Origin of the sequence: Pseudomonas sp. FFUP_PS_473, from assembly GCF_002858665.1 — a bacterium.
In the GTDB taxonomy this organism is placed as follows: domain Bacteria; phylum Pseudomonadota; class Gammaproteobacteria; order Pseudomonadales; family Pseudomonadaceae; genus Aquipseudomonas; species Aquipseudomonas defluvii.
In genome coordinates, this window is sequence record NZ_PJQQ01000001.1 from 76006 (window position 1) to 96665 (window position 20660).

The following is a 20660-nucleotide window of genomic DNA, read 5'->3' on the forward strand; positions in this document are numbered from 1 at the left end:
GAAAGGCACGCTTTCTATGCTGCTCAAGGGTTCTAGCGGTTAGACTCCAGCCCTGGCGAGTGCGTTGCGTTACAGCACGATTGCAAAAATGGAACTATTACTCGAGAGAACGCCAGACTCTCTTGTCCTGATACACCGTTACGGGGGCTTTTTAAGGATGATTCAGCCAACCGCAATCGACCAACGGAGTTTTCGCAAGCTCCTGGGTCGTAATATCAGCTTGCCGTTGGGTGTTGGATTGCTCAGCGCGGTGGTGTTTGTTGCCGTCATCAGCTACTTGCTGTCAGTGATTCAGTGGGTGGGGCATACCGATCGGGTGATCAACAGTGCCAATGAGTCGATCAAGCTGTCCATCGACATGGAAACCGGGCTGCGGGGGTTCCTGATTGCCGGTGATGAGCATTTTCTCGACCCTTACAGCGTGGCCAGGCCCCGCATAGACGCCGACCTGAGCGCTTTGCAGGTGCTGGTCGCGGACAACCCTCTGCAGTCCGAACGGGTTGGGCGGATGAAGGCCTTGCAGCTCGAGTGGAATCGTTTCGCCGAGAACATGATCAACCTGCGTCGCAGCGGAGGTGCTTATGTCGAGGCGATGCGGGCGGGTCACGGCAAGCGCCTGACCGACCAGATCCGCCAGGAGTATGAGGCCTTCGTGTCCACCGAGCAGCAACTGCGCCAAGCGCGCAGCGATCGCGTGCAGAGCACGACGGTGGCCTCGATTTCGCTGTACCTGGGCTTCGTTGTGTTGCTCAGTGGCATGCTGGCCTATTTTGGTCGGCGCGATCTGTTGGGGTTGTCCAGCAGTTACAACAGTAACCTCGAAGCTCAACAACGCAGTGCTTTGAGCCTGCAGCAAGAGGCCTGGCTGCGCACGGGCCAGACCCGCCTGGCCGAACAACTGCTGGGGCAGTTGAGCTTGCCGTTGCTGGGACGCAACGCCTTGCAGTTTTTTGCCGAGTATCTGGGAACGGTGGTTGCGGCGCTGTATGTTCGTGATGCACAGGGCCACTTGCGTCGCGTGGCGTCCTATGGCCTGCCCCGAGAGCAAGAACAGCAGGAGCAACTGATCGGCAGCAATGAGGGCATGGTGGCCCAGGCGGTGCTGCAGGAGCGCGTGTTGCGTCTGGACAACCTGCCGGGTGACTACCTGCGGGTCAGCTCCGGGCTGGGTGAAGGTTCGCCACACAGCGTTCTGGTAGCCCCGACCCGCAATGATGGGCAGATCAATGGTGTCGTCGAACTGGGCTTCCTGCGTCCGCTGGAGCCGCGTGATGTCGAGTTGCTGGAGCGGGTGGCCAATAACCTGGGCATTTCGATCGAGAGCGCCCGATATCGACAGCGCTTGCAGGAAGTGCTGGCTGAAACCCAGTTGCTCAATGAGGAGCTGCAGGTTCAGCAGGAAGAACTGAAATCCGCCAACGAGGAACTGGAAGAACAGTCACGTGTGCTCAAGGAGTCACAGGCGTATTTGGAGGCCCAGCAGGCAGAGTTGGAGCAAACCAATGAGCAACTGGCGGAGCGCACCGAAGCGCTTGCCCTTCAGCGCGACACGCTGGACCGCAAGAACGCTGAGCTGAACGAGGCTCAGATCGAGCTGGAGCAACGTGCCGAAGCGCTGCAGCGTTCAAGCCAGTACAAATCCGAGTTTCTTGCCAACATGTCCCATGAGCTGCGCACGCCATTGAACAGTTCGCTGATTCTGGCCCGGTTGCTGGCTGAGAACGAACAGGGAAACCTCAGCGAAGAACAGGTGAAGTTTGCCGAGTCGATCTATTCGGCCGGTAATGATCTGCTCAATTTGATCAATGACATCCTCGACATTGCCAAGGTCGAGGCCGGCAAACTTGAGGTGCGCCCGGAGACCACTCAGGTCGAGGGCCTGACCGAGCGCTTGCGCCAGTTGTTCGAACCGCTGGCTGAGCACAAGGGCTTGGGCTTCAGTATCAACGTCGACGCCACGGCCCCAAAAGCCCTTTACACCGACCACCAACGTCTGGAGCAGATCCTCAAGAATTTGCTGTCCAATGCGGTGAAGTTCACCGAACATGGCGAGGTCAACCTGAGCATTGCTCGACAGGCGGGCGAGGGGATTGTTTTTCGTGTCCGCGACAGTGGTATCGGTATTGCGGCCCATCAGCAGCAGACCATCTTTGAGGCCTTTCACCAGGCCGATGGCACCACCAACCGGCGCTACGGCGGTACGGGCCTCGGCTTGTCGATTTCCCGCGACCTGGCCCAGTTGCTGGGTGGCCAGATCAGCGTCGAAAGCCGTTTGGGGGAGGGCAGTGAGTTCGCCCTGATCCTTCCGGAGCGCTACGAGCCGATTGTCGAGCAAACCGTTTCGCCGGTTATCATTCGTTCATCCGTTGTGCCGGTTCAGGCTGATTGTGCGCCGCCAGAGACAGTGCCGCGCGCGCCAGGTTTTGCTGATGACCGCCAGCTAGCGCCGTTCAGCAAACGTTGCATTCTGGTGATTGAAGACGAGCCGGACTTCGCTCGCATCCTCTTCGACCTGGCCCATGAGCTGGGCTACAGCTGCCTGGTGGCGCACGCGGCCGATGAAGGGTTCGACCTGGCCGTCAATTATGTGCCCGATGCCATATTGCTGGACATGCGCCTGCCGGATCACTCTGGGTTGACGGTGTTGCAACGGCTCAAGGAGCAGGCGCTCACCCGGCATATCCCGGTTCATGTGATCTCGGTGGAGGACCGCGTCGAGGCGGCGCTGCACATGGGGGCGATTGGTTATGCGGTAAAACCGGCCAGTCGAGAACAGCTCAAGGCGGTGTTTGGCCGGCTGGAGGCCACGCTGAGCCAGAAGCTCAAGCACATCCTGCTGGTCGAAGATGACGACCTGCAACGTGACAGCATTGCCCGACTGATCGGCGATGAGGATATCGAAATCACGGCGGTCGGCATGGCCCAGGACGCCCTCGAATTGCTGCGCGAGCAGGTCTACGATTGCATGATCATCGACCTCAAGTTGCCTGACATGCAGGGCAATGAGCTGCTGCAGCGCATGGCCGAGGACAGTATCCGGGCCTTCCCGCCGGTGATCGTCTATACCGGGCGCAACCTGAGCCGTGATGAAGAGGCCAACCTGCTCAAGTACTCGCGCTCGATCATCATCAAGGGCGCGCGCTCTCCAGAGCGCCTGCTCGACGAAGTGACGCTGTTTCTGCACAAGGTCGAATCGCAGCTGTCCCACGAGCGCCAGCGCATGCTTAAGACCGCGCGTAGCCGCGACCGGGTGTTCGAGGGGCGCACGGTGCTTCTGGTTGACGACGACGTCCGCAATATCTTCGCCTTGACCAGTGCATTGGAGCAGAAGGGGGCCATTGTCGAGGTCGGCCGTAATGGCCGCGAGGCCATCGACAGGCTAGAGCAGAACGAGGCTATCGATCTGGTCTTGATGGACGTGATGATGCCGGAAATGGATGGCTATGAGGCAACCCGATTGATTCGCAAAGACCCCCGCTGGCGCAAGTTGCCGATCATCGCCGTGACGGCCAAGGCGATGAAGGATGATCAGCAACGCTGCCTGCAGGCCGGTGCCAACGATTACCTGGCCAAGCCGATAGAGCTGGAGCGGCTGTTCTCGCTGATTCGCGTGTGGTTGCCGCATCTGGAGCGCATTTGACCAGTGAGTGCAGTGCCGATATCGAGATTCAACGGCTGATCGAGGCGATTTACCTCACCTACAGCTATGACTTTCGCAACTACTCTGGCGCCTCTATCACGCGTCGGATACAGCACGCGTTGCGTCAGCTCGGCTGTGCGACCGTAGCGGCCTTGCAGGCGCGCGTATTGCAGGACCCCGCGGCCTTCATGGCGTTACTGCAATACTTGACCATTCCGGTCAGCGAGATGTTCCGTGATCCCGAGCACGTCCTTGCATTGCGCCGGGAGGTGGTGCCGTTGTTGCGTACCTGGCCGTCGATCAAGCTCTGGATCGCCGGTTGCAGTACGGGTGAGGAGGTGTATTCCATGGCCATCCTGTTGCGTGAGGAGGGGCTGCTGGAGCGCTCGATCATCTACGCAACCGACATCAACCCGTATTCACTGGAGCGGGCCAGGCAGGGTATCTACTCGATGCAGGCGATGGAGCGTTATGCGCGCAACTATGAAAAGGCAGGAGGCCTGCAGAGGCTCAGTGATTACTACACGGCGGCCTACGGCAGCGCGATACTCGACAGTAGCCTGCGTGAGAAGGTGACCTTCGCCGATCATAGCCTGGCGACTGACAGTGTATTTTCCGAGACCCACTTGATCTCGTGCCGGAATGTGTTGATCTACTTCAACAAGCGGTTGCAGGACCGGGCCCTGGGTTTGTTCCACGAGTCATTGTGCCACCGTGGTTTTCTGGTCTTGGGCAGCAAGGAAACCCTGAGCTTTTCGGGCTATAGCGAGCGCTTCGAGGCGTTGGTCAAAGCCGAGCGAATCTACCGCAAGTCCTGAACCGTGTGGTGGCAAGGGGTATCGACGTACAGGAGTGCAGGCAAGGGGCTGACCTTTGCGGTACGCTTACAGGTGGCACGCCGCGTGCAGGAAATTGACCGGCAGCAGGCAACCTCTGCCTGACGCTGGGGTCGGATAGCGATTGAATTGAAAAACAAGGCGTTGATATGAGTGAAGATGCACAAGATGTCGTGCTGATCGTCGAGGATGAGCCGGCGATCCGCAGGGTGCTGCACGATTATCTGGCCAGGGAAGGTTACCGGGTACTGGTGGCCGAAGATGGTGCGCAGGCGTTTGAAATGCTTGCCAGCAAACCGCACCTGGACCTGATGGTCACGGATTTTCGTCTGCCGGGCGGGATCTCGGGGGTCGATATTGCCGAGCCCGCGGTGAAGTTGCGGCCCGAGCTGAAAGTGATCTTCATCAGTGGCTACCCCGAAGAAATTCTGGAGTCCGGCAGTGCCATTGCGCGCAAGGCGCCGATCCTGACCAAGCCCTTCGACCTCGATACGCTGGGCGAGCGCATTCAACAGTTGCTCGCCTGAGTGCTTCAGGCAGCGCACACCTGAGCGCTATCGTGCAGCGTCCGCTCGATGGCGCCCAACAGCAGGTTCTGCATCAACGTCAGGCGCTGGGCTTCGGGCAATTCACTCGACTGCAGCCAGCCCGGCAAACTGTTGAGCAGTGTCGCGATGGCATGGCCGGCCGCCTGTCGTGCCGCCTTCGACAGCGCCGCCGTCGGTGCGATCAGGCGCAGCAACTGGCATTCGTAGTCATCGCGCAGGTGCTTGATCCGGGCCTGTTGCTCGTCGGTCAGGCAGCACAGGTCACGCTCGGCCAGACGAAACTGCAGCGGACGTTCGCGGTGCAACTGCCAGTGCGCATCGATGACGCTCGTCAGCCAATCCTCGCGGCTGCCACGGCTGCGCCGTGGCGGTTGCAGCGTGGCCAGCAACTCCTCGAAGAGCTCTTCGATCAGGTCGAACAGCAGGTGCTGCTTGCTCGGGAAGTGGTGGTACAGCGAGCCTGCGGTCAGGCCCAGGTGGCTGGCCAGTTCGCGCATGCTGACCTGGCCGAAGCCCTTGACTGCAAGGAGTTCGAGCGCCTTGTCGCGCCGCTCTTCATAGTAGCCACCGCGTTCGGCACAGGTCATTGGCATGGTGATAGCCTCAGTAGGTGTAGAAACCGCGACCGCTCTTACGGCCCAGGTAGCCAGCGGCGACCATTTCCTTGAGCAGTGCGGCCGGGCGGTATTTGCTGTCGTTGAAACCGTCGTAGAAGGCTTCGAGGATCGCCAGCAAGGTGTCCAGGCCAATCAGGTCAGCCAGGGCCAGCGGGCCGATCGGCTGGTTGCAGCCCAGGCGCATGCCGGTGTCGATGTCTTCCGGGCTGGCAAGACCTTCCTGCAGCACCATGATCGCTTCGTTGATCATCGGAACCAGAATCCGGTTGACCACAAAGCCCGGACGGTTGCCGGCGCTGATGGCGGTCTTGCCCAGCGCTTCGGTCAGGGCCAGCGCTGCTGCGTGAGTCGCGTCGCTGGTCTGCAGGCCACGGATCACCTCCACCAGGGCCATCATGGGCACCGGGTTGAAGAAGTGCACCCCAATGAAGCGCTCTGGCAGGCTGATGGTCGCGCCCAGTTGGGTGATCGATAGCGACGAGGTGTTGGTCGCGATGATGCAGGTATCGCTGACACTGGCTGCGACCTGGCCGAGAATGCGCTGCTTGAGCTCAAGGTTCTCGGTAGCCGCTTCGATGACCAGTTGCGCGTTCTTGAGCTGGGCGTAGTCGGTGCTGGTGCTGATTCTTTGCAGCGCCGCCTCGGCCTGTGCGGCATCCAGCGTTTGCTTGTTGACCTGACGCTCGAGGTTCTTGCGCAGGGTGGCTACGCCACGCTCAAGGGCAGCGTCGGAAATGTCGATCAGGGTGACCTGGAAGCCGGCCACGGCACAGACCTGAGCAATACCGTTGCCCATGGTCCCGGCGCCGATCACGGCGATGTTGTTGATTGTCACGGTATAAAACTCCTTTGGGCTCAAGTGCGTTCGAACAGTACGGCGATACCTTGGCCGCCGCCGATGCACATGGTCGCCAGGGCATAACGGCCCTGGATGCGGTGCAATTCATGAATGGCCTTGGTCGCGATGATCGCGCCGGTCGCACCCACTGGATGGCCGAGCGAGATACCGGAGCCGTTGGGGTTGACCTTCTCAGGGTCCAAGCCCAGTTCGCGGGCAACGGCGCAAGCCTGGGCGGCGAAGGCTTCGTTGGACTCGATCACATCCAGGTCAGCGACGGTCAGACCGGCCTTTTCCAGCACCTTGCGGCTGGCCGGAATCGGCCCCAGGCCCATGAGTTCCGGCTCAACCCCGGCATGGGCATAGCCCACCAGGCGGGCGAGCGGCTTGAGCCCTTGGCGGCGTACCGTATCGCCAGTGGCCAGCACCAAGGCCCCGGCACCGTCGTTCAGGCCGCTGGCGTTACCGGCGGTGACCGTACCGTCCTTCTTGAATACGGTTTTCATGCCGGCCAGTTGCTCAAGGCTGACCTCGCCGCGCACGTGTTCATCGATGCTGAACTGCTGTGGCCCTTTGCGCCCAGGGACTTCGACCGTAACGATTTGCCCGGCGAAGCGGCCCTCGGCAATGGCGCGGGCTGCGCGGCGCTGGCTGGTCAGGGCCAGTTCGTCCTGCATCTGGCGGCTGATGCCCAGTTTGGCCGCGACGTTTTCGGCGGTGATGCCCATATGGAAGTGTTCAAAGGGGTCATGCAGGACGCCGACCATATAGTCGATACCCTGCAGGTCGCCCATGCGCGCGCCCCAACGGGCCTGTGGCAGCAGGTAAGGGCCACGGCTCATGGATTCGGCACCGGTGGCCAGTGCGACTTCGGCATCGCCCAGCATCAGGCTCTGGGCGGCGGAGACGATTGCCTGCAGGCCCGAACCGCACAGGCGGTTGACGTTGAAGGCCGGGGTTTCCTTGGGAATGCCGGCATTCATCGCCGCGACGCGGCCCAGGTAGGCGTCGCGCGCTTCGGTTGGAATCACGGTGCCCATGACCACATGGCCGATCTGGGCCGGGTCGATGCCGGCGCGTTCGATGCTGGCGCGGCAGACTTGAGTGGCCAGATCCGCCAGCGGCAGGTCCTTCAGCGAGCCGCCAAATGTACCAATGGCCGAGCGTACGGCGCTGACTACATAGATTTCGTGGTTGTTCATCGTCGACTCCAGAGTGCGAAAGCGTGGCGTGGCAGTGTTCGGCTCTGCGAGAATGCCGGGCACCAGCTTCAGGATGCAGTCGAGTCTAGGCAAAGGGACGCTGTCGTCCTATGCCATAACTGTCCAGACGAGCTGGCATTTTTTGCCATACCAGTGCGTGTTACAGCGGAACCAGCCATGCGGGAAAACGATTCGGTCGCGGTGTATTTTGTTCATGTCATGCTTCATGGCTTGCGTGATCAGCCTGCGCGCGCGGCTGCGCTGCTGGAGCAGGCCGGTATCGCTGTTGAGCTGCTTGACGAGCCGGGCGCCCGGGTGCCGGCGAAGGCCTTCGCCCGGCTCTGGCTTATCCTGATTCACGAACTGGATGACGAGTTCTTCCACCTCGACAGCCACGGCATGCCATTGGGCAGTTTTGCCTTGATCTGCCGTGGCCTGATCCAGGAGCCCAACCTGGAAAAAGCCTTGCGCCAGTGTTTGAGTTACTTTGCGCTGTTCCTGCGTGACCTCAAGGGTGTATTGACCCTCAAGGGGCAGCGCGCGGTGATCCGCCTGGAGTCGACGATGGCCGATGCACAAACCCGGGTCTATGCAGAAGAAACCTTCCTGGTGCTGGTGATCAGCCTGTTGTGCTGGCTGAGTGGACGGCGCATCGGCATCGACCGCACGGAGCTGGCCGACTCCCGGGCACCGCTGGATGATGACGCGCTGCTGTGGGGGCCGAACCTGCAGTTGGGGGCGGGGCATACCGAAATCGAGTTTGCTGCCGATTACCTGCGCCTACCGGTGGTTCAGGACCTGGGGGCACTGAAGACCTTCCTGCACAGTGCGCCGCAGTGGCTGGTGATTCGCTACCGTAATCAGAACGGCCTGGCAGCAAGGGTTTATCGGCACTTGCGTGCACGGCAGTACGGGCAATGGCCGACATTGTTGGCCATGGCCGAGGGGGAAGGCTTGAGCCCCAGCAGTTTTCGTCGGCAGTTGGAGCGTGAGGGCTGTTCGTTCCAGCAGATCAAGGATGAAGTGCGCCGGGCGATGGCGTTCGAGTGCCTGCGTGGCAGTGAACTGAGTATCGCGGAAATTGCCGAGCAGACGGGTTTTCAGGAGCCCAGCGCCTTTCACCGGGCCTTCAAGAAATGGACCGGCGAGAGCCCGGGAAGCTATCGGTTGCGGTTGGCCACGACGCGCTGAGCGCAGCAGGGCCAACCGCAAGCACTCAACGCAGGTCGCCGACCATCGGCGCTAGCGTATCCAGCACCGCACTGGCCAGCGCTTTGGAGCGCTGCCCAGACCAGCCGGTAATGGCATTGGGTGCGTCGTCGTGGTCTTTGAACGGCATTTCGAGGGTCAGTGCCAGGCAGCCATAGGCCTGCGCAACGCTGTTACAGGCCAGGGTCAGGTTCGCCTGCCCAGGTTTGTCGCGCGGGTAGCCATGCACTTGCTGGAAGTCCGCGGTCAGGCGGCACAAGCGCTCACGGAACGCGCTTTCCAGTTGCTCGATACGGGGTGTGTAGCCTGGTGTACCTTCGCTGCCTGCGGTGAAGACGTGGGGGATTTCTTCATCGCCGTGAATGTCGAGGAACAGGTCGACACCCTGCAGTTTCATTTGTTGCTGTGCAAAGAACACTTCCGGACTGTGTTCGACACTGGCGTCCTGCCAGGCGCGGTTGAGGTCCTTGCCCTGAGCATTGGTGCGCAGGTTCCCGTGGAAGGCACCATCGGGGTTCATGTTCGGGATCAGGTACAGGTCGGCCACCTTCAGCAGCGCCTGAACCGTTGGATCGTTGGCCTGCAGGCGATCAATCACGCCCTCCATGAACCACTCTGCCATGTGCTCGCCGGGATGCTGCTGGGCGATGATCCACAGCTTGCGTTTGCCTGCTGCGCCGTTGCCTGCGCGCAGTAGCGGGATGTCGCGCCCTTCGACGCTGCGCCCTGTGGCCAGCAGTTCCACGCCAGGCAGGCTGACCGCCCGTTCAATCAGTTGGTTGTGGCGGGCGCGGGAGTAGGGTTCAAAGTAGGCAAACCAGGCCTGCTGTTCGCCGGCCTCAAGCTGGAAGTGCAGCGCCTGGCCGTCGAACTGGGTCGGTATCCGAAACCAGTGTTGCTGATCATAAGAGGCAACCGCCTGATAGCCGTCCCATGCCTGGTTATAGGAGGATTGCCCAGCGTTCTCCAGGGTGAAGCGGTGTGTGTGCCCTGGGGTCAGCCCGCTGGCCTTGAAGTGAAACCACTGGAAATGATCGCTGCGGGTATCGGGACGGATCGCCAGGCGCACCTGAGAGGGCTCGCTGGCATCGCGAACCACGATGTTACCGGAATCGAAATCGCAAGTGATGTGCAGGGGGGACAGCGTCACGCTCATTACCAGGCTCCTTCAGCGTTGTTGTGCCCTTTACTCTACACCCCTGCGTCAGGCGCAGAAACCGAGTGTCAGCAGCGTACCGAGCAGTACGGCAATGGCGACCGAGCAACCACCCAGGGACAGTGCCGGACGAGCCTGACGGTAGCCGTGGCCATCGCCCAGTACCTGCGCGGGTGCGAGCAGGCTGCGCCAGCGCAGCTCAGTGGCATGGAACGCGGTCAGGTGGGCGGGTGCGCTGTCCAGCCAGCGGCGAAAGTCGATACGTTCGCTGGCGGTAATCTGCGGGTTTTGCAGGCGCACATACCAGTACCCGGCCTCACGGGCTAGCGGGTCAGTGGCGGGTTGCACGCTTTGCAGCACCTGGTTCATGTACCGCTCCACCGTGCTTGGAGGGATGGCCAGGTGTTCGGCGATCATGGCAAACGACCATTGATCGAGGCGACTGAGCAGGAACACCTGTTGAGCGCGGCGCGGGAGTTTTTTCAGGCGCTGCAGCAGTGCCTGATCACCAGGGGCGGCGAGGGCAGGGGATTCAAGGGGCAGCAACAGAGGGGTCATGGTACGGGCTCCTTGCAAGAAAACGGGTGGGGCGTGGTGCTTGAATGCGGCCATTCGGACGGGACAAGCGCAAAAAAAAGACCCGGCAAAAAGCCGGGTCAAAAACCGTGATTAGCCTGATGAGGAGATAACCTGAGAGTCCGACCTATGAGCTTTCAGTTTATCCAACCAGTCTCGCGACCAGTTGCTGACAATAATAATCGTTATCATTTACAGGTCAAGTGAATTTTCTGTTATGGCAGAAAATAGGTTTCTCGGTGTGTCTGTTTTCCCGCGTGATTGTAAGGGCGCGCCGGATTTGGCACTGCTTAGCGCGCTAATTGGCACAACTGGATACCTAAGAGCGGCACTAATCTAGCGCTGTGTTTAGCATTAGCAGCAGACTACTCGGTCAGTCCAACTACCCAAACAGGAGGCTCGGGACGGCGCTCACTATCTGGGAAGCCCAAAGACTGCGGCCAATCGCGAAGGCTCTGGCGATAAACCAGCAGCTCGGAGAATTGCCCTGGCGTGAGCGTGGTAGGCAGTTGCATGTCCTGCTCGTCGCGGTGACGGTCTCGCAGCCACTGGCAAGACGTAATCACACCATCACGCCATACGCGCTCCCGCTCTGCCAGTTGCTCTAAGGTCAGCGGTGGTGGATCAATCAGGATCGGAAGACCTGCTTCGTCGTGCGACCGGACCTTGTTCGGATCTGGATTGCCGATCACGGTGTTAAACCGTTCATCATCAATCGGAACGGCGTCTACAGGCATTTCATCATTCAGACCAGCTACATAACAGCAGCCGGAGGTTTGGCTGTAAAAGCGCATAGTTAGAATCCTATTGAAAACCAAATCTGGGGTGCGGCATCTGTTGTCGAACTCACGCCGTTGGCTCGTAACTGCAGTGCAGTCTTCGAGTAGCTAACGATCTGCGGCACGTTATCGCGGGTAGTTGAGGACGCTGCGTTGATGCCAATTGATTGCACGCAAAGACAGGCGTTCGGAAACTCAAGCGGCCAGTTCACCCAGATAGATGAGTCAGCGTTGATATTGCCGGTGACTCCCCATTGAAGGATGAATCCCCCCCACCACCGCGGAGATGCGATGTATCCGTTTGCAGTCAGGCTGTAGGAGCAGCCCAGCTTCAAGAGCTTGGCCGTAATCATCGATTCGTTATCTACCCCGTCCAGCAGTAACGCTAGCGTGGCGATCTTCGCTATACCCGCGCGGTTTTCGGTCGCCTGTTGCACCGTAATTTCAGCCCAGTCACTCCATGGGCCAGTTCCCGTGAAAGCCCCGGTTAAGGACCGGCAGAATTTGCGGTTAGAGTTGGTCGTATATTCTTGCAAACAGCCCCAGGCCCCGGCACCAACCACCAGATTTCCGGCCTCTTGAGCTGGATAGTTCAAGCTTGCCAGTGCATCCGCACCGGCTTTACAGACATAGCTACCTTGGTGTGTATTGGAATCGCCTAGTGTATTGAGATTCGTACCGCCCAATAGCTTATTGATAGTCAACCCGTTGAGGATGCCATAGCCAGCCAAGGTCGTGGCTTTGCTCGCCTTGCCTGCCAACGCATTCGTCATGGTTGCGGCGAAGTTTGGATCATCTCCCAAGGCCGCCGCCAACTCGTTCAGCGTATCCAGTGCAGCCGGTGAAGAGTCAACCAAGGCTGCAACAGCGGCCTGAACAAAATTTGTTGTCTCAATTTTGGTAAACGCATCAGTGATACCGAAGCCTGCAACTGTTGTTGGCTTGCCATTGAGCTTTAACCAGGTACTGGCACTTGCCTGTATCGCCTGAATGGCCTTCAGTACCTGAGAGTCATCGGCGGCATCCAGGGGCAGGCCCGCCCCTTCAACCAGGTGAACCAACTCCCGTTGCACCGCATTCAACCACGCGGCCTTGAGCAGCGTAGCCGGGACACCCGCGCTGGGATTGCCCTCAGTGAACTCACCAAGGGCGTTTGCCGACGCGGTACTTGCATCGATCTTTTGCATCAGTTGTCTCCATAACCGAACAGCAGAATGGATTCGGCGGGCTTCATTTGACTGAGCCTGCACTCAAGGGACTTGTTGCCCCAGGACGCCAAGGGATCGCCCGCGCCCGTGATACCGGCAACGGCCTGGCTGATCGTCACGGCGGGTGCGTTGACGCGCCATGTGAATGCCCAGTCGCCACCGTTGATTGGGTCGCCAGCCCGCGCAATACCTGCGCAAGCTGGACGAAAAGTGTCGATGGTTATGTCGTAACCAAGGGACTTGGCCAGGGCGATAAAAAAGGACCGGCTTTGACCACCCCGGCCTTGCAGCTTGCTGACAACCGCCTGCACGCGCTGGCGAACAGATTGAGGGACGCCAACAAGGCACGGATCTGGCAAAGCAAGCACGCGCTCCCAGTCCGACAACCCCATGCCAGAGTCGGCGAAGATCGCGCTGTAGCTCGCCTCCGCTTGAGCATCGGTAAGCTTGAGAGCGTTCGCCTCGGCTTCAACGGATGCAGATAAGCGAGGCGCTTTGCCGTCATAGGACACAGGCGGCAGCAGTAGCCGAAGCTGATCGGCGAGCGCGGTCATTCCAGCAGGCCCAAAGTGATGGTGCCTGGGCGAATCCAGCCGACCAGAAGCGGATCGTCAGACGCTTGGACATTGGCGACTGGCGTAGTAACAGAGCGATCAATGACGCCTGCCAAGTTGTTGATCATTGCCTCTATATGCGAGCGCTTGAGTGTTTCGCGAGGCTTCATGGCGCCTAGCAGTGAGTTGTAACCCGTCTGAGCGGCCACCTGCACATCCGCCAGCGTGTAACCCTCGGCCAGTTCAACCAGCGCTGTAGAGTCAACGGTTCGAATGGTCGGGGCATACACCCACACATCGGCTATGACTGAACACAAGCCCAGTACGTGGTCCTTGCAGTTAGCAATGACCTCGACCGAAGGGTTACCGGTGCTGGCTGTGATGATAAGGTCGACGGTGCCTCCACCCCGACGACCAGGTACCACCAGGGCATCGGCCACACCATCCACTTCTTTGGCCCAGCGTTTGAAGTCGTAACTGGTGCCGCCCGCAGGTGGCGACTGGATGATGTCGAGCAATCTGGCGAGCAGCGACTCTGGCGTCTCCTGATCTTCGCCCCCGGTGGTTGTCCCGACGAAGCTCGCGCTGGCGTCCATCCCCAGCGGTGGGCTGGTAAGCATCAGGTCGCCGGTCAATCCGTTGAGTGACGCTCCTAATGTTTGCGCCCTGACTTGAACGGTGACAGTGCCGTCGGTGCCAATTTTCGCGCTAGCCAGGCTGTCGAACTTTTCGCCAGTGGTGACGTGGGTCAGTGTTGAGCCTTGCAATAGCTCAACACCCGCAGCGCCTCTTAAGCCAGCAATACCAGTGGCAGCGACAGACTGCTTTTGCAGAACGCCACGGATCGCGGCGGCATGCACCAGCTCTTCTTCGTCGGCGGTATCCGGGAAGATCTGCCGATAAAGCCAAGCCAGCTTCAGATAGAGGCCCTCGATGGCGGCAGCGACCGCCGCTGACCGGATGTAGTGGTCGCTGTCAGGGCCGATGTCGGCTTCGTCGTTGAGCGCCTTAATGTCCCGCAGAATGCCGGCCAGAATGCTATCGAGGTTCGGGGCGGAAAAAGCCATGTCAGATCACCCTTACAGGTTGGCGAAACACCTGTGGATTGCCGGTGGCATCGATGATGTCGATTTGCAGCTCAAGCCAGCCGTTATGGGGCTGATGTGCGGTGATGGTTATCGTCTTGGCGCGGCGATCTTCAAGCAGAGGCTTGAGGGCCTGTTCGGCGTACTGCTTGGCGAGAATACCCACCCGAGGGCGGTCCTTTTCGCGCCGCAGTTCATGCAGCCGAGAGCCCAGAGCGGGATCTTTCCACCAGGTGCCGAGGGGGGTCATAAGGCGCACGTAGACGGCGTTTGCCAGCGTATTAATACGCTGGCCCGTCAAGTCGCCTGTGGTTGGGTTTATGCCTGCGTCCATGGGGATGCATGGTGCAGGGAGACTCGCAGGGGGGGTATTTCAGGACGGTTTAAGCCGTCGTATTCTCTTCGAGGACGAGAAACTTGTTGAGGTCGGCTTTGGGGCAGTTGAAAGCAATATCCGATAGATCCCCGATGCTTAAGACTTTATGGTCGTCTCCAGAGGTCCCGTTGTAGACGAAAATCCGAAATTCCTTCTGATGACTGAAACATTTCTTTTTCCGGAATATCGCTTCGTCCTCATCGAATGATCCGTTGAAGGTCTCAGGATCAAAATACTCAACCAGGCCACGTCCATAGCTGTTTCCCGCGTGCTCCTCTATCTGGAGTGCTTTATCCAATCGGGCCATGAATGGTCCAGCATCGACGATAGAGCAGTAGTCGCCCAAATCTCCCTTTTCGACGTCCAGCATCATGCTGGACCTAAGCTCGTCGAACGTCTCAAATTTAGCCTCGTCGTCGCCATGAATAGCGGACATGCAGTAGACGTGGTAGTCGTTATGTCTGTCCAGACCTATCAAAATAGGGCCTGCAAAATCCTGAATGATGTGATCTTCGCCGGTTGTTGGATCTTGGATTGTCAGCTTTACCTGATCCGGCTGATACCAACCTGACGTCCCCTCATGCTTGTCCCCAATATTGCACGCCTCATCCTCTTCATACGCCTTAAAAAACTTCAGGCGATTCATGAACAAATCGCCACGCAAAAAAGAGTCACGATGCGCTTCTGTTTTGAAAAAACGGACGAGAGCGAAAATTTTTGTCGCCATGGCTTGCCTATCTGAAGTCGTTTGAGAGGACATCGGTAACCCCAGAGGAATATCAGAAACTCACTGCGATGGCGATGGCTTTGGGCCACCTCCATGGTCGTGCTGGTTATACAGGTTACGGTCTTCTTGCATGGTACGCGCATGGTCGGCGATCTCGCCCTCGGCCTTGATGCTGCCGTCGAGATGCTGGTCGCCGGTCATTTCGACTTTGGGTGTTTCAAAGCGCACCTTGTTTTTGACCTTGAACACCAAGTCATCCGTCACGACCTCGATCATCCGGCCGCGCTTCATGTGCACGTAGTCACCTTCATCGGTGTAGAGCGACACCTCGCCGTCCTGGAGCGTCAGCCGATAGCGCCCATCCTCGCTGGCGACGACGACAGCATGCTTGCTGTTGCCACCCACTGGAATGACCAGGTACTCGGCCCCTGGCTGTGGTGCAGAGCTAAATCCGTAGTGCTGGAACAGCTCGCCCGCTACCGCCTCGCCCGACAAGCCCTGCATCTGGACGCCGATCAGCTTTCCATGGGTATTGCGCGCCGCTACAGCGCGGAACGGCAAGCGAAAGCTGCTCATCACCCGCGCCACCTGATCGCGCACCAATCGCGCCATACTGCTCATCAAAGCCCCTTAATCATTTGGACAAACGCTGCGTCGGGATTGGACTTGCCCTTGTGCTTCTTCAGCTTGTTGCCGTCCAGCACCCACATCTTGTCTTCGCGCAGGCGCAGCTCTGTGATCGCCCCCTCTCCACGTGACAGACGCAACGTGCGCGACATGAGGAAGTAGATGGCGTCTAGGCCATGCGGTTCACTGCGCACGATGACGCGCTGGCCGGGACTCCAGACCTTACCATTGTCAGCCCGGTGGCCTTTGACGACGACGCGTATCTCAAAACCTTCCAGTCGGCTATCCGCCAATAACTTGCGAGCGCGGGTGGTTGCCATGTCCTGGTTCTCGCTCGCGCTGTCGATCACGACCTTCGGCCGGAAGATCCCGCGACGGGCCAGGGTATCGTCCTGGATGACCGAACGCAGGTGCGAGCGCTTGGTGTCGAGGCCATCGTTATCGTACTGGCCGTGTTGACCAAGGACGGTAATCTGGCTGTAGCGGTTGGCAATGGACCGACGCACGCTCAGGCGCTGCACGTTGTTACCCACCCCGTCCTCGCGCAGCACCAGTGCGCCTACTGGCGGAGTGGTGTAGTCCGGCCCACCGATGATCAAGCGGCCGTCCGGCTCTACCCACGGCCACAAGCCGTTCGCCTCGGCTACCTGAAGTAACGCCTCCCAAGCGGTCTGCCCAGGCTCGATCTGGATACGACGCCGGGCTTTCGCCTGGTTGGCGCGAATCTCCACCTTGTACGCACCTAGTGGCTTAACCACCTGCTCAAGGATCTCCGCTAGCGATGCCTCTCGCATGGACACGAAAGGTGCTGAGCAGTCGACCAGAGGCGCGGCCCGATCCCGTCCATTGATGCGCATCGAAATGCCCTGGCGCGAAACATCATGCTCAAACTCGTCGACTTGCCCCGTCAGCACCAGGTCCCCATCCAGCGTCAGTGAACAGGGCGCACCTTCCTTCACCACCTCCGGCAGCCGGATGGAGTTTCTGGCGTGCAACTCCAGCTCGAAAGCGTCGGCGGGAGTCAGCAGGTCGGACTCAACCGACCAGCCGTCCCAAGTATCATGGGCCAACCCGCCGATGGCGAGCCGGATAGTGGGAACAGGGTCATTCAGCATATGCACGCAATACCTTTCCGGCCGGGATGTTGTGGGGCGTTTTCAGGTCTGGATTGAGCCGAATCAATTCGAGGGCACGGCTATGGTCGCCATACCAGCGATGGGCCAACAGACGGAGGCTTGCCGGGGACTCAACCACACGCTCGATCATCGGAGGGCTTTGCAAGATGACTTGACGGGCGCGAGCCTGGATCAGCGCGGCTGTATTGCGCAGGCCTTCGATCACCGGGCGGGACGCCTCTACACCATACAGGCGGCGATGCAAGAGGATCGACCCTTGCACCAACGAGCGCACTAGGTTGACCAGGCCTTCCAGTTCAATTGGGCTCAGGGTCGGATTTTTGCTTTCGTCCTCGATCACGATGGCCACCGCTTGAGCATGGGCAACTGCAAGTTCGGTGATGACCAGGACAACCAAGGCAAACCCGCTGGCCTCGACTGGATCGTCTGGCATGCGGTCGGGCAGTAGGCCGGCATCAGGGGCAACCCCTTGGCGAGCACTGATCAAAAAGGCGTTGGCCGCCCCTGCAGGATCAACGGTCAAACCATCGCCACCTGGCATGGCGGCTGGAATGCCAGAGCGGGACAACAACGCCGTCGACGAGCTGGGCGTGCTGTCCTGAATGGAACTGCGGATCTGCGTCGGCGTGCGGAACAGGTCAACCAAAGGGTCGTAAGCCGCCGATGTGTGTTGAGCCATGGAGACAACGCCGGACACCACACCGAGGATCTGCGAACGCAGCTGCTGCACCCGAAGGAAAATTCCCGGCAGACCCAAGGCCTTTTCGATCAGTCCCACCCAACCGCCACCGATCCACGACTGAATCTCAGCGACCAGAGAGTCGATGCGCCCGAGCAGCTCAAAGATGCCATCCTGCCAGCGGTATTCATCTTCCAGCTCCACTACACCGATGTCGACGAACTCAAACTGCCTGGCAAAGAAAGGCAGATCGGGAGTGTCCTCGACAAATAACAGGCTTACTTGGGCAGCGTCTGGACTGTCGGCGACGTGCTTCACCTCAACATTGTGCGAAACGACGTTCAGGCTGCCGTAGATGGGGTGGATCAGTTCGCCAGGGCCACGCTGACCGAGCGCCGACAGAAGGTTCTGTAGCTCAATCTCGTAGTTAACGCCGTAGATGATGATCTGCATCGGGAAGCGGCGAGCGCCCCGACCCAGATCGACCACACTATCACCGTCCTTGAAAGGCACTCCGTGTTCGGCTAACGCTCGTTGCCATTGCAGACTTTCGTCGGTGACCTGGAACTGAACACCACGGAAGGAGGCGTCCAGCAGGGTTTCTGACCAGCTCATCGGCCGCGCCTCATTTGGATGTCGGTGCGGCGCTCGACCTCAGCCTGAATCATGTTTGAGTCCATGCGTAGTTCGATAACCAACGGCTGATCAAGCAACCGCTGTAGGCGAGCTACTGCCGCCGGGGTATCGGCACCTGCGCTGACTGCTCGATTGGCAATACCGGCTGCCCACTGATTGGCACCGTCGACAGGCAAGCCCGCTGCTGTCAGACCAGTCTGCTGATGCGCCAGACGCTGGGCTTGCGACGACAGCCAGTCCGACGACTGATCGGGGTTCTGTCCAGCCAGCGAAATGCGATTACGGTAGAAAGCAGACTGATAGGTGCGCTCGTCTTCGTTCAATAGCTTGCTCCGCAGAACAGAATCCAGACGACCCTCATCTGTCGACGTCGCACTGGCGCCACCGATCTGCGTGGCTGTAGCTGCCAGAGTAGCTGGAGCTACCCAGGGAGGGATAATGCCACCAGACTTACCCTTAGGCAGATCAGGCATGCCACCGCCGAGGGACACGCCACTAGGCCAGTTCGTGACGAACACGGAAGTTACTCCGGCAGCTTCTTCCAGCACCTTACCGACGGCGATGTTTTTTAATGTATCGGGGCCGCCGATGAACTTATTCAGTAAGGCGCCTGTACCAGCTTTGGCACCGCGCCCGGCGTAATAGCCGCCAACGCCAAGAGCCGCCCCGCCCATCAGCATTTCTTCGCCGGACAGGTTCAGGTCATCGAGCAGGTAACTACCCATGTCAGCAAAGCCCTTGTTCAATGGCTTCGCCATACGGTCGATGGCTTCGCCCAGGGTGGCTTTCATACGAGAGCCGACGGCGGTCGAACTGCTCATGTTGTCAGCCAAATCTTTTTCAATAACACCCTTGGCGTTATTGATATCCCCCGTGCTCTTTGCAAAGTTCTCTAATCGATCACCGGTCAAAAACGCTTTAACACCTTTTTGCGTGTCTTGGTCCATCTTGCCAAATACCACGTCCATGAAACGCGCGCGGTCTTTGTCATTTTTAAGTGACTTGTATTTCCTCTGTAAATCAAGAAATACGTCTTGGGTATTTCTTAAAGACTTATCCTTGTTGAAGAATTCGACACCAGTATTTTTCGTCACACTCTCCCGGTATGTACCATTGTTGAATGCGCGCAACGTCGATTGTGCCAGCGTACCCAAGCGGTCAGGTTCCAACTCAATGAGAGACAAAGTTTCAACAAACGCAAGAGATTGAGCCATGGACATGCCCGCAGACTTCGCGTCTTGGCCAACTTTAGGGAAAATGCTAGACAGGTTCTCAAGTTCGGCATTGCCTAAGCGACCAGCCACGATCATTTTTTGCAGAATATCCACAGCAGCACCGGGCTTGGACAGATCAATATCGAAAGCGCTGGAGCCTGTTACCAAGGCTTTAGCAAGTATTCCAGAATCAGCACCCGTAACAGCGGTCGCTTGGGCAATTGCCTCAGAACTAACTTTGGCCTTGTCGTAAGAGAGGCCGCTAGCAATTAAAGTGTCAAAACCTGTTTGAACTTGTTCCCGCTCAATGCCATAAGTCTTTGCAAGTCGCCATTGCTCGCCACGCCACTCATCTCGTTGCTCGCCAGTCATACCGGCAGTCTGCTGTGTACGGATTAACTGGCGATCTAAGCGGGCGCTAGCGGTCACCCCGGTTACCACGCCAACCCCAACACCCAGCCCGGCTAGTTGCCCTTGCATGCTGCCCCCCAATCCTTTGAGGCGGTCGAACTCCTGACGTACACCGGCAGCAATGGTTTTCAGAGTACGAAGGTTGCGCCCACCGTTCTGTGCCAGGCGCCGGAAGGAAGCTTCCGTGCGATCTACGCTCTGACGGAGCGGCTGCACACCCTGGCGGTCGGTATTCATGAGCTCGGACTTAGCATCCCGCGCAGCCTTACGAGCAGCGGTGGCCATCTCTTTTAGTTCAGCAGAAGTCTTGCTGACCTCGATGCGCGTACCGGAACCAGCCTGGGCCGTTTCACGCATGGCGCTGCGGATCACCTTGTAGCTGTTGGCACCGACCTGGCCGACCTTGGTAATGGCCGATGACGCTTTCCAGCTTTCATCGGCTAGGGACTTGGCACCCTCCTTACCGGCCTTACGTAGGTCGCGGTTGATCTGTTCGATCTCACGTCGACTGTTGCCCGCATGGGCTTGAAAACGAAGCGCAACGCGCAGATCGGACATGGAGCACTCCCGAAGATGGTCTTACAGGGACAGGAAAGGCCCGCTGGC

Annotated in this window: 19 protein-coding genes; 4 read left to right on the forward strand and 15 right to left on the reverse strand. The window is 59.1% G+C overall.

Annotated features, from left to right (window positions below):
• The first annotated feature begins 157 nt into the window (after positions 1-157).
• From CYD26_RS00340 to CYD26_RS00350, 3 genes are all read left to right on the forward strand, one after another.
• Positions 158-3640: a response regulator gene (locus CYD26_RS00340; protein WP_102051506.1), complete on the forward strand. Its 3483-nt coding sequence runs from the start codon at positions 158-160 to the stop codon at positions 3638-3640.
• Complete coding sequence (locus tag CYD26_RS00345; RefSeq protein ID WP_102051507.1) at positions 3637-4458, forward strand: protein-glutamate O-methyltransferase CheR; 822 nt, start codon at positions 3637-3639, stop codon at positions 4456-4458. The genes CYD26_RS00340 and CYD26_RS00345 overlap by 4 nt, the downstream gene beginning before the upstream one ends.
• A gap of 167 nt (positions 4459-4625) precedes the next feature.
• Complete coding sequence (locus CYD26_RS00350) at positions 4626-5003, forward strand: response regulator (protein WP_099775095.1); 378 nt, start codon at positions 4626-4628, stop codon at positions 5001-5003.
• Positions 5004-5008: 5 nt separating this feature from the next.
• On the opposite strand, the gene CYD26_RS00355 is transcribed toward CYD26_RS00350, so the two are convergent.
• From CYD26_RS00355 to CYD26_RS00365, 3 genes are read right to left on the reverse strand one after another with little or no spacing between them, the layout of a single operon-like run.
• Entirely contained in the window at positions 5009-5617 is a 609-nt protein-coding gene (locus tag CYD26_RS00355; protein WP_102051508.1) for a TetR/AcrR family transcriptional regulator, read from the reverse strand.
• 10 nt (positions 5618-5627) lie between these two features.
• Positions 5628-6476 (reverse strand): 3-hydroxybutyryl-CoA dehydrogenase, encoded by an 849-nt coding sequence (locus tag CYD26_RS00360; RefSeq protein ID WP_102051509.1) that lies wholly within the window; start codon positions 6474-6476, stop codon positions 5628-5630.
• A gap of 20 nt (positions 6477-6496) precedes the next feature.
• Positions 6497-7681: an acetyl-CoA C-acyltransferase family protein gene (locus CYD26_RS00365; protein WP_102051510.1), complete on the reverse strand. Its 1185-nt coding sequence runs from the start codon at positions 7679-7681 to the stop codon at positions 6497-6499.
• A gap of 177 nt (positions 7682-7858) precedes the next feature.
• On the opposite strand from CYD26_RS00365, the gene CYD26_RS00370 reads away from it, so the two are divergent.
• On the forward strand, positions 7859-8872 hold the full coding sequence (locus CYD26_RS00370; protein WP_102051511.1) for an AraC family transcriptional regulator: 1014 nt from the start codon (positions 7859-7861) through the stop codon (positions 8870-8872).
• 25 nt (positions 8873-8897) lie between these two features.
• On the opposite strand, the gene CYD26_RS00375 is transcribed toward CYD26_RS00370, so the two are convergent.
• The 12 genes from CYD26_RS00375 to CYD26_RS00430 all read right to left on the reverse strand — a co-directional run bounded on the left by CYD26_RS00375 (position 8898) and on the right by CYD26_RS00430 (position 20612).
• Positions 8898-10046: a M14-type cytosolic carboxypeptidase gene (locus tag CYD26_RS00375; RefSeq protein WP_102051512.1), complete on the reverse strand. Its 1149-nt coding sequence runs from the start codon at positions 10044-10046 to the stop codon at positions 8898-8900.
• 48 nt (positions 10047-10094) lie between these two features.
• Positions 10095-10604, reverse strand: a complete 510-nt coding sequence (locus CYD26_RS00380; protein ID WP_102051513.1) for a sigma factor-like helix-turn-helix DNA-binding protein — start codon at positions 10602-10604, stop codon at positions 10095-10097.
• 383 nt (positions 10605-10987) lie between these two features.
• A complete protein-coding gene (locus CYD26_RS00385) occupies positions 10988-11416 on the reverse strand; it encodes a phage tail assembly chaperone (protein ID WP_102051514.1) in 429 nt (142 codons plus the stop codon).
• Positions 11417-11418: 2 nt separating this feature from the next.
• The gene (locus CYD26_RS25360; protein ID WP_256587916.1) at positions 11419-12588 is read right to left on the reverse strand and encodes a pyocin knob domain-containing protein; all 1170 of its coding nucleotides are present in this window, start codon (positions 12586-12588) and stop codon (positions 11419-11421) included.
• The gene (locus CYD26_RS00395) at positions 12588-13163 is read right to left on the reverse strand and encodes a YmfQ family protein (protein ID WP_102051515.1); all 576 of its coding nucleotides are present in this window, start codon (positions 13161-13163) and stop codon (positions 12588-12590) included. Before CYD26_RS00395 ends, CYD26_RS25360 begins: the two co-directional genes overlap by 1 nt.
• The gene (locus CYD26_RS00400; protein ID WP_102051516.1) at positions 13160-14230 is read right to left on the reverse strand and encodes a baseplate J/gp47 family protein; all 1071 of its coding nucleotides are present in this window, start codon (positions 14228-14230) and stop codon (positions 13160-13162) included. The genes CYD26_RS00395 and CYD26_RS00400 overlap by 4 nt, the downstream gene beginning before the upstream one ends.
• Position 14231: 1 nt before the next feature.
• Complete coding sequence (locus tag CYD26_RS00405; RefSeq protein ID WP_256587917.1) at positions 14232-14498, reverse strand: phage GP46 family protein; 267 nt, start codon at positions 14496-14498, stop codon at positions 14232-14234.
• A gap of 133 nt (positions 14499-14631) precedes the next feature.
• Positions 14632-15384, reverse strand: coding sequence for a hypothetical protein (locus CYD26_RS00410; RefSeq protein WP_102051518.1), 753 nt, complete (start codon positions 15382-15384; stop codon positions 14632-14634).
• A 27-nt stretch (positions 15385-15411) separates the two neighbouring features.
• Positions 15412-15972, reverse strand: a complete 561-nt coding sequence (locus CYD26_RS00415) for a phage baseplate assembly protein (RefSeq protein ID WP_102051519.1) — start codon at positions 15970-15972, stop codon at positions 15412-15414.
• Positions 15972-17093, reverse strand: a complete 1122-nt coding sequence (locus tag CYD26_RS00420; protein ID WP_102051520.1) for a phage baseplate assembly protein — start codon at positions 17091-17093, stop codon at positions 15972-15974. The genes CYD26_RS00415 and CYD26_RS00420 overlap by 1 nt, the downstream gene beginning before the upstream one ends.
• Positions 17083-18408, reverse strand: coding sequence for a DNA circularization protein (locus tag CYD26_RS00425; protein ID WP_102051521.1), 1326 nt, complete (start codon positions 18406-18408; stop codon positions 17083-17085). The genes CYD26_RS00420 and CYD26_RS00425 overlap by 11 nt, the downstream gene beginning before the upstream one ends.
• Entirely contained in the window at positions 18405-20612 is a 2208-nt protein-coding gene (locus tag CYD26_RS00430; protein ID WP_102051522.1) for a phage tail tape measure protein, read from the reverse strand. Before CYD26_RS00430 ends, CYD26_RS00425 begins: the two co-directional genes overlap by 4 nt.
• Positions 20613-20660 lie beyond the last annotated feature (48 nt).

Bases quoted from the DNA above. Each gene is read 5' to 3' on its own strand.
- CYD26_RS00380 (WP_102051513.1), bottom strand. From the start codon at position 10,604: ATGACCCCTCTGTTGCTGCCCCTTGAATCCCCTGCCCTCGCCGCCCCT.
- CYD26_RS00430 (WP_102051522.1), bottom strand. From the start codon at position 20,612: ATGTCCGATCTGCGCGTTGCGCTTCGTTTTCAAGCCCATGCGGGCAAC.
- CYD26_RS00425 (WP_102051521.1), bottom strand. From the start codon at position 18,408: ATGAGCTGGTCAGAAACCCTGCTGGACGCCTCCTTCCGTGGTGTTCAG.
- CYD26_RS00395 (WP_102051515.1), bottom strand. From the start codon at position 13,163: ATGACCGCGCTCGCCGATCAGCTTCGGCTACTGCTGCCGCCTGTGTCC.
- CYD26_RS00350 (WP_099775095.1), top strand. From the start codon at position 4,626: ATGAGTGAAGATGCACAAGATGTCGTGCTGATCGTCGAGGATGAGCCG.
- CYD26_RS00355 (WP_102051508.1), bottom strand. From the start codon at position 5,617: ATGCCAATGACCTGTGCCGAACGCGGTGGCTACTATGAAGAGCGGCGC.
- CYD26_RS00340 (WP_102051506.1), top strand. From the start codon at position 158: ATGATTCAGCCAACCGCAATCGACCAACGGAGTTTTCGCAAGCTCCTG.
- CYD26_RS00385 (WP_102051514.1), bottom strand. From the start codon at position 11,416: ATGCGCTTTTACAGCCAAACCTCCGGCTGCTGTTATGTAGCTGGTCTG.
- CYD26_RS00405 (WP_256587917.1), bottom strand. From the start codon at position 14,498: ATGACCCCCCTCGGCACCTGGTGGAAAGATCCCGCTCTGGGCTCTCGG.
- CYD26_RS25360 (WP_256587916.1), bottom strand. From the start codon at position 12,588: ATGCAAAAGATCGATGCAAGTACCGCGTCGGCAAACGCCCTTGGTGAG.
- CYD26_RS00375 (WP_102051512.1), bottom strand. From the start codon at position 10,046: ATGAGCGTGACGCTGTCCCCCCTGCACATCACTTGCGATTTCGATTCC.
- CYD26_RS00365 (WP_102051510.1), bottom strand. From the start codon at position 7,681: ATGAACAACCACGAAATCTATGTAGTCAGCGCCGTACGCTCGGCCATT.
- CYD26_RS00400 (WP_102051516.1), bottom strand. From the start codon at position 14,230: ATGGCTTTTTCCGCCCCGAACCTCGATAGCATTCTGGCCGGCATTCTG.
- CYD26_RS00410 (WP_102051518.1), bottom strand. From the start codon at position 15,384: ATGTCCTCTCAAACGACTTCAGATAGGCAAGCCATGGCGACAAAAATT.
- CYD26_RS00420 (WP_102051520.1), bottom strand. From the start codon at position 17,093: ATGCTGAATGACCCTGTTCCCACTATCCGGCTCGCCATCGGCGGGTTG.
- CYD26_RS00370 (WP_102051511.1), top strand. From the start codon at position 7,859: ATGCGGGAAAACGATTCGGTCGCGGTGTATTTTGTTCATGTCATGCTT.
- CYD26_RS00415 (WP_102051519.1), bottom strand. From the start codon at position 15,972: ATGAGCAGTATGGCGCGATTGGTGCGCGATCAGGTGGCGCGGGTGATG.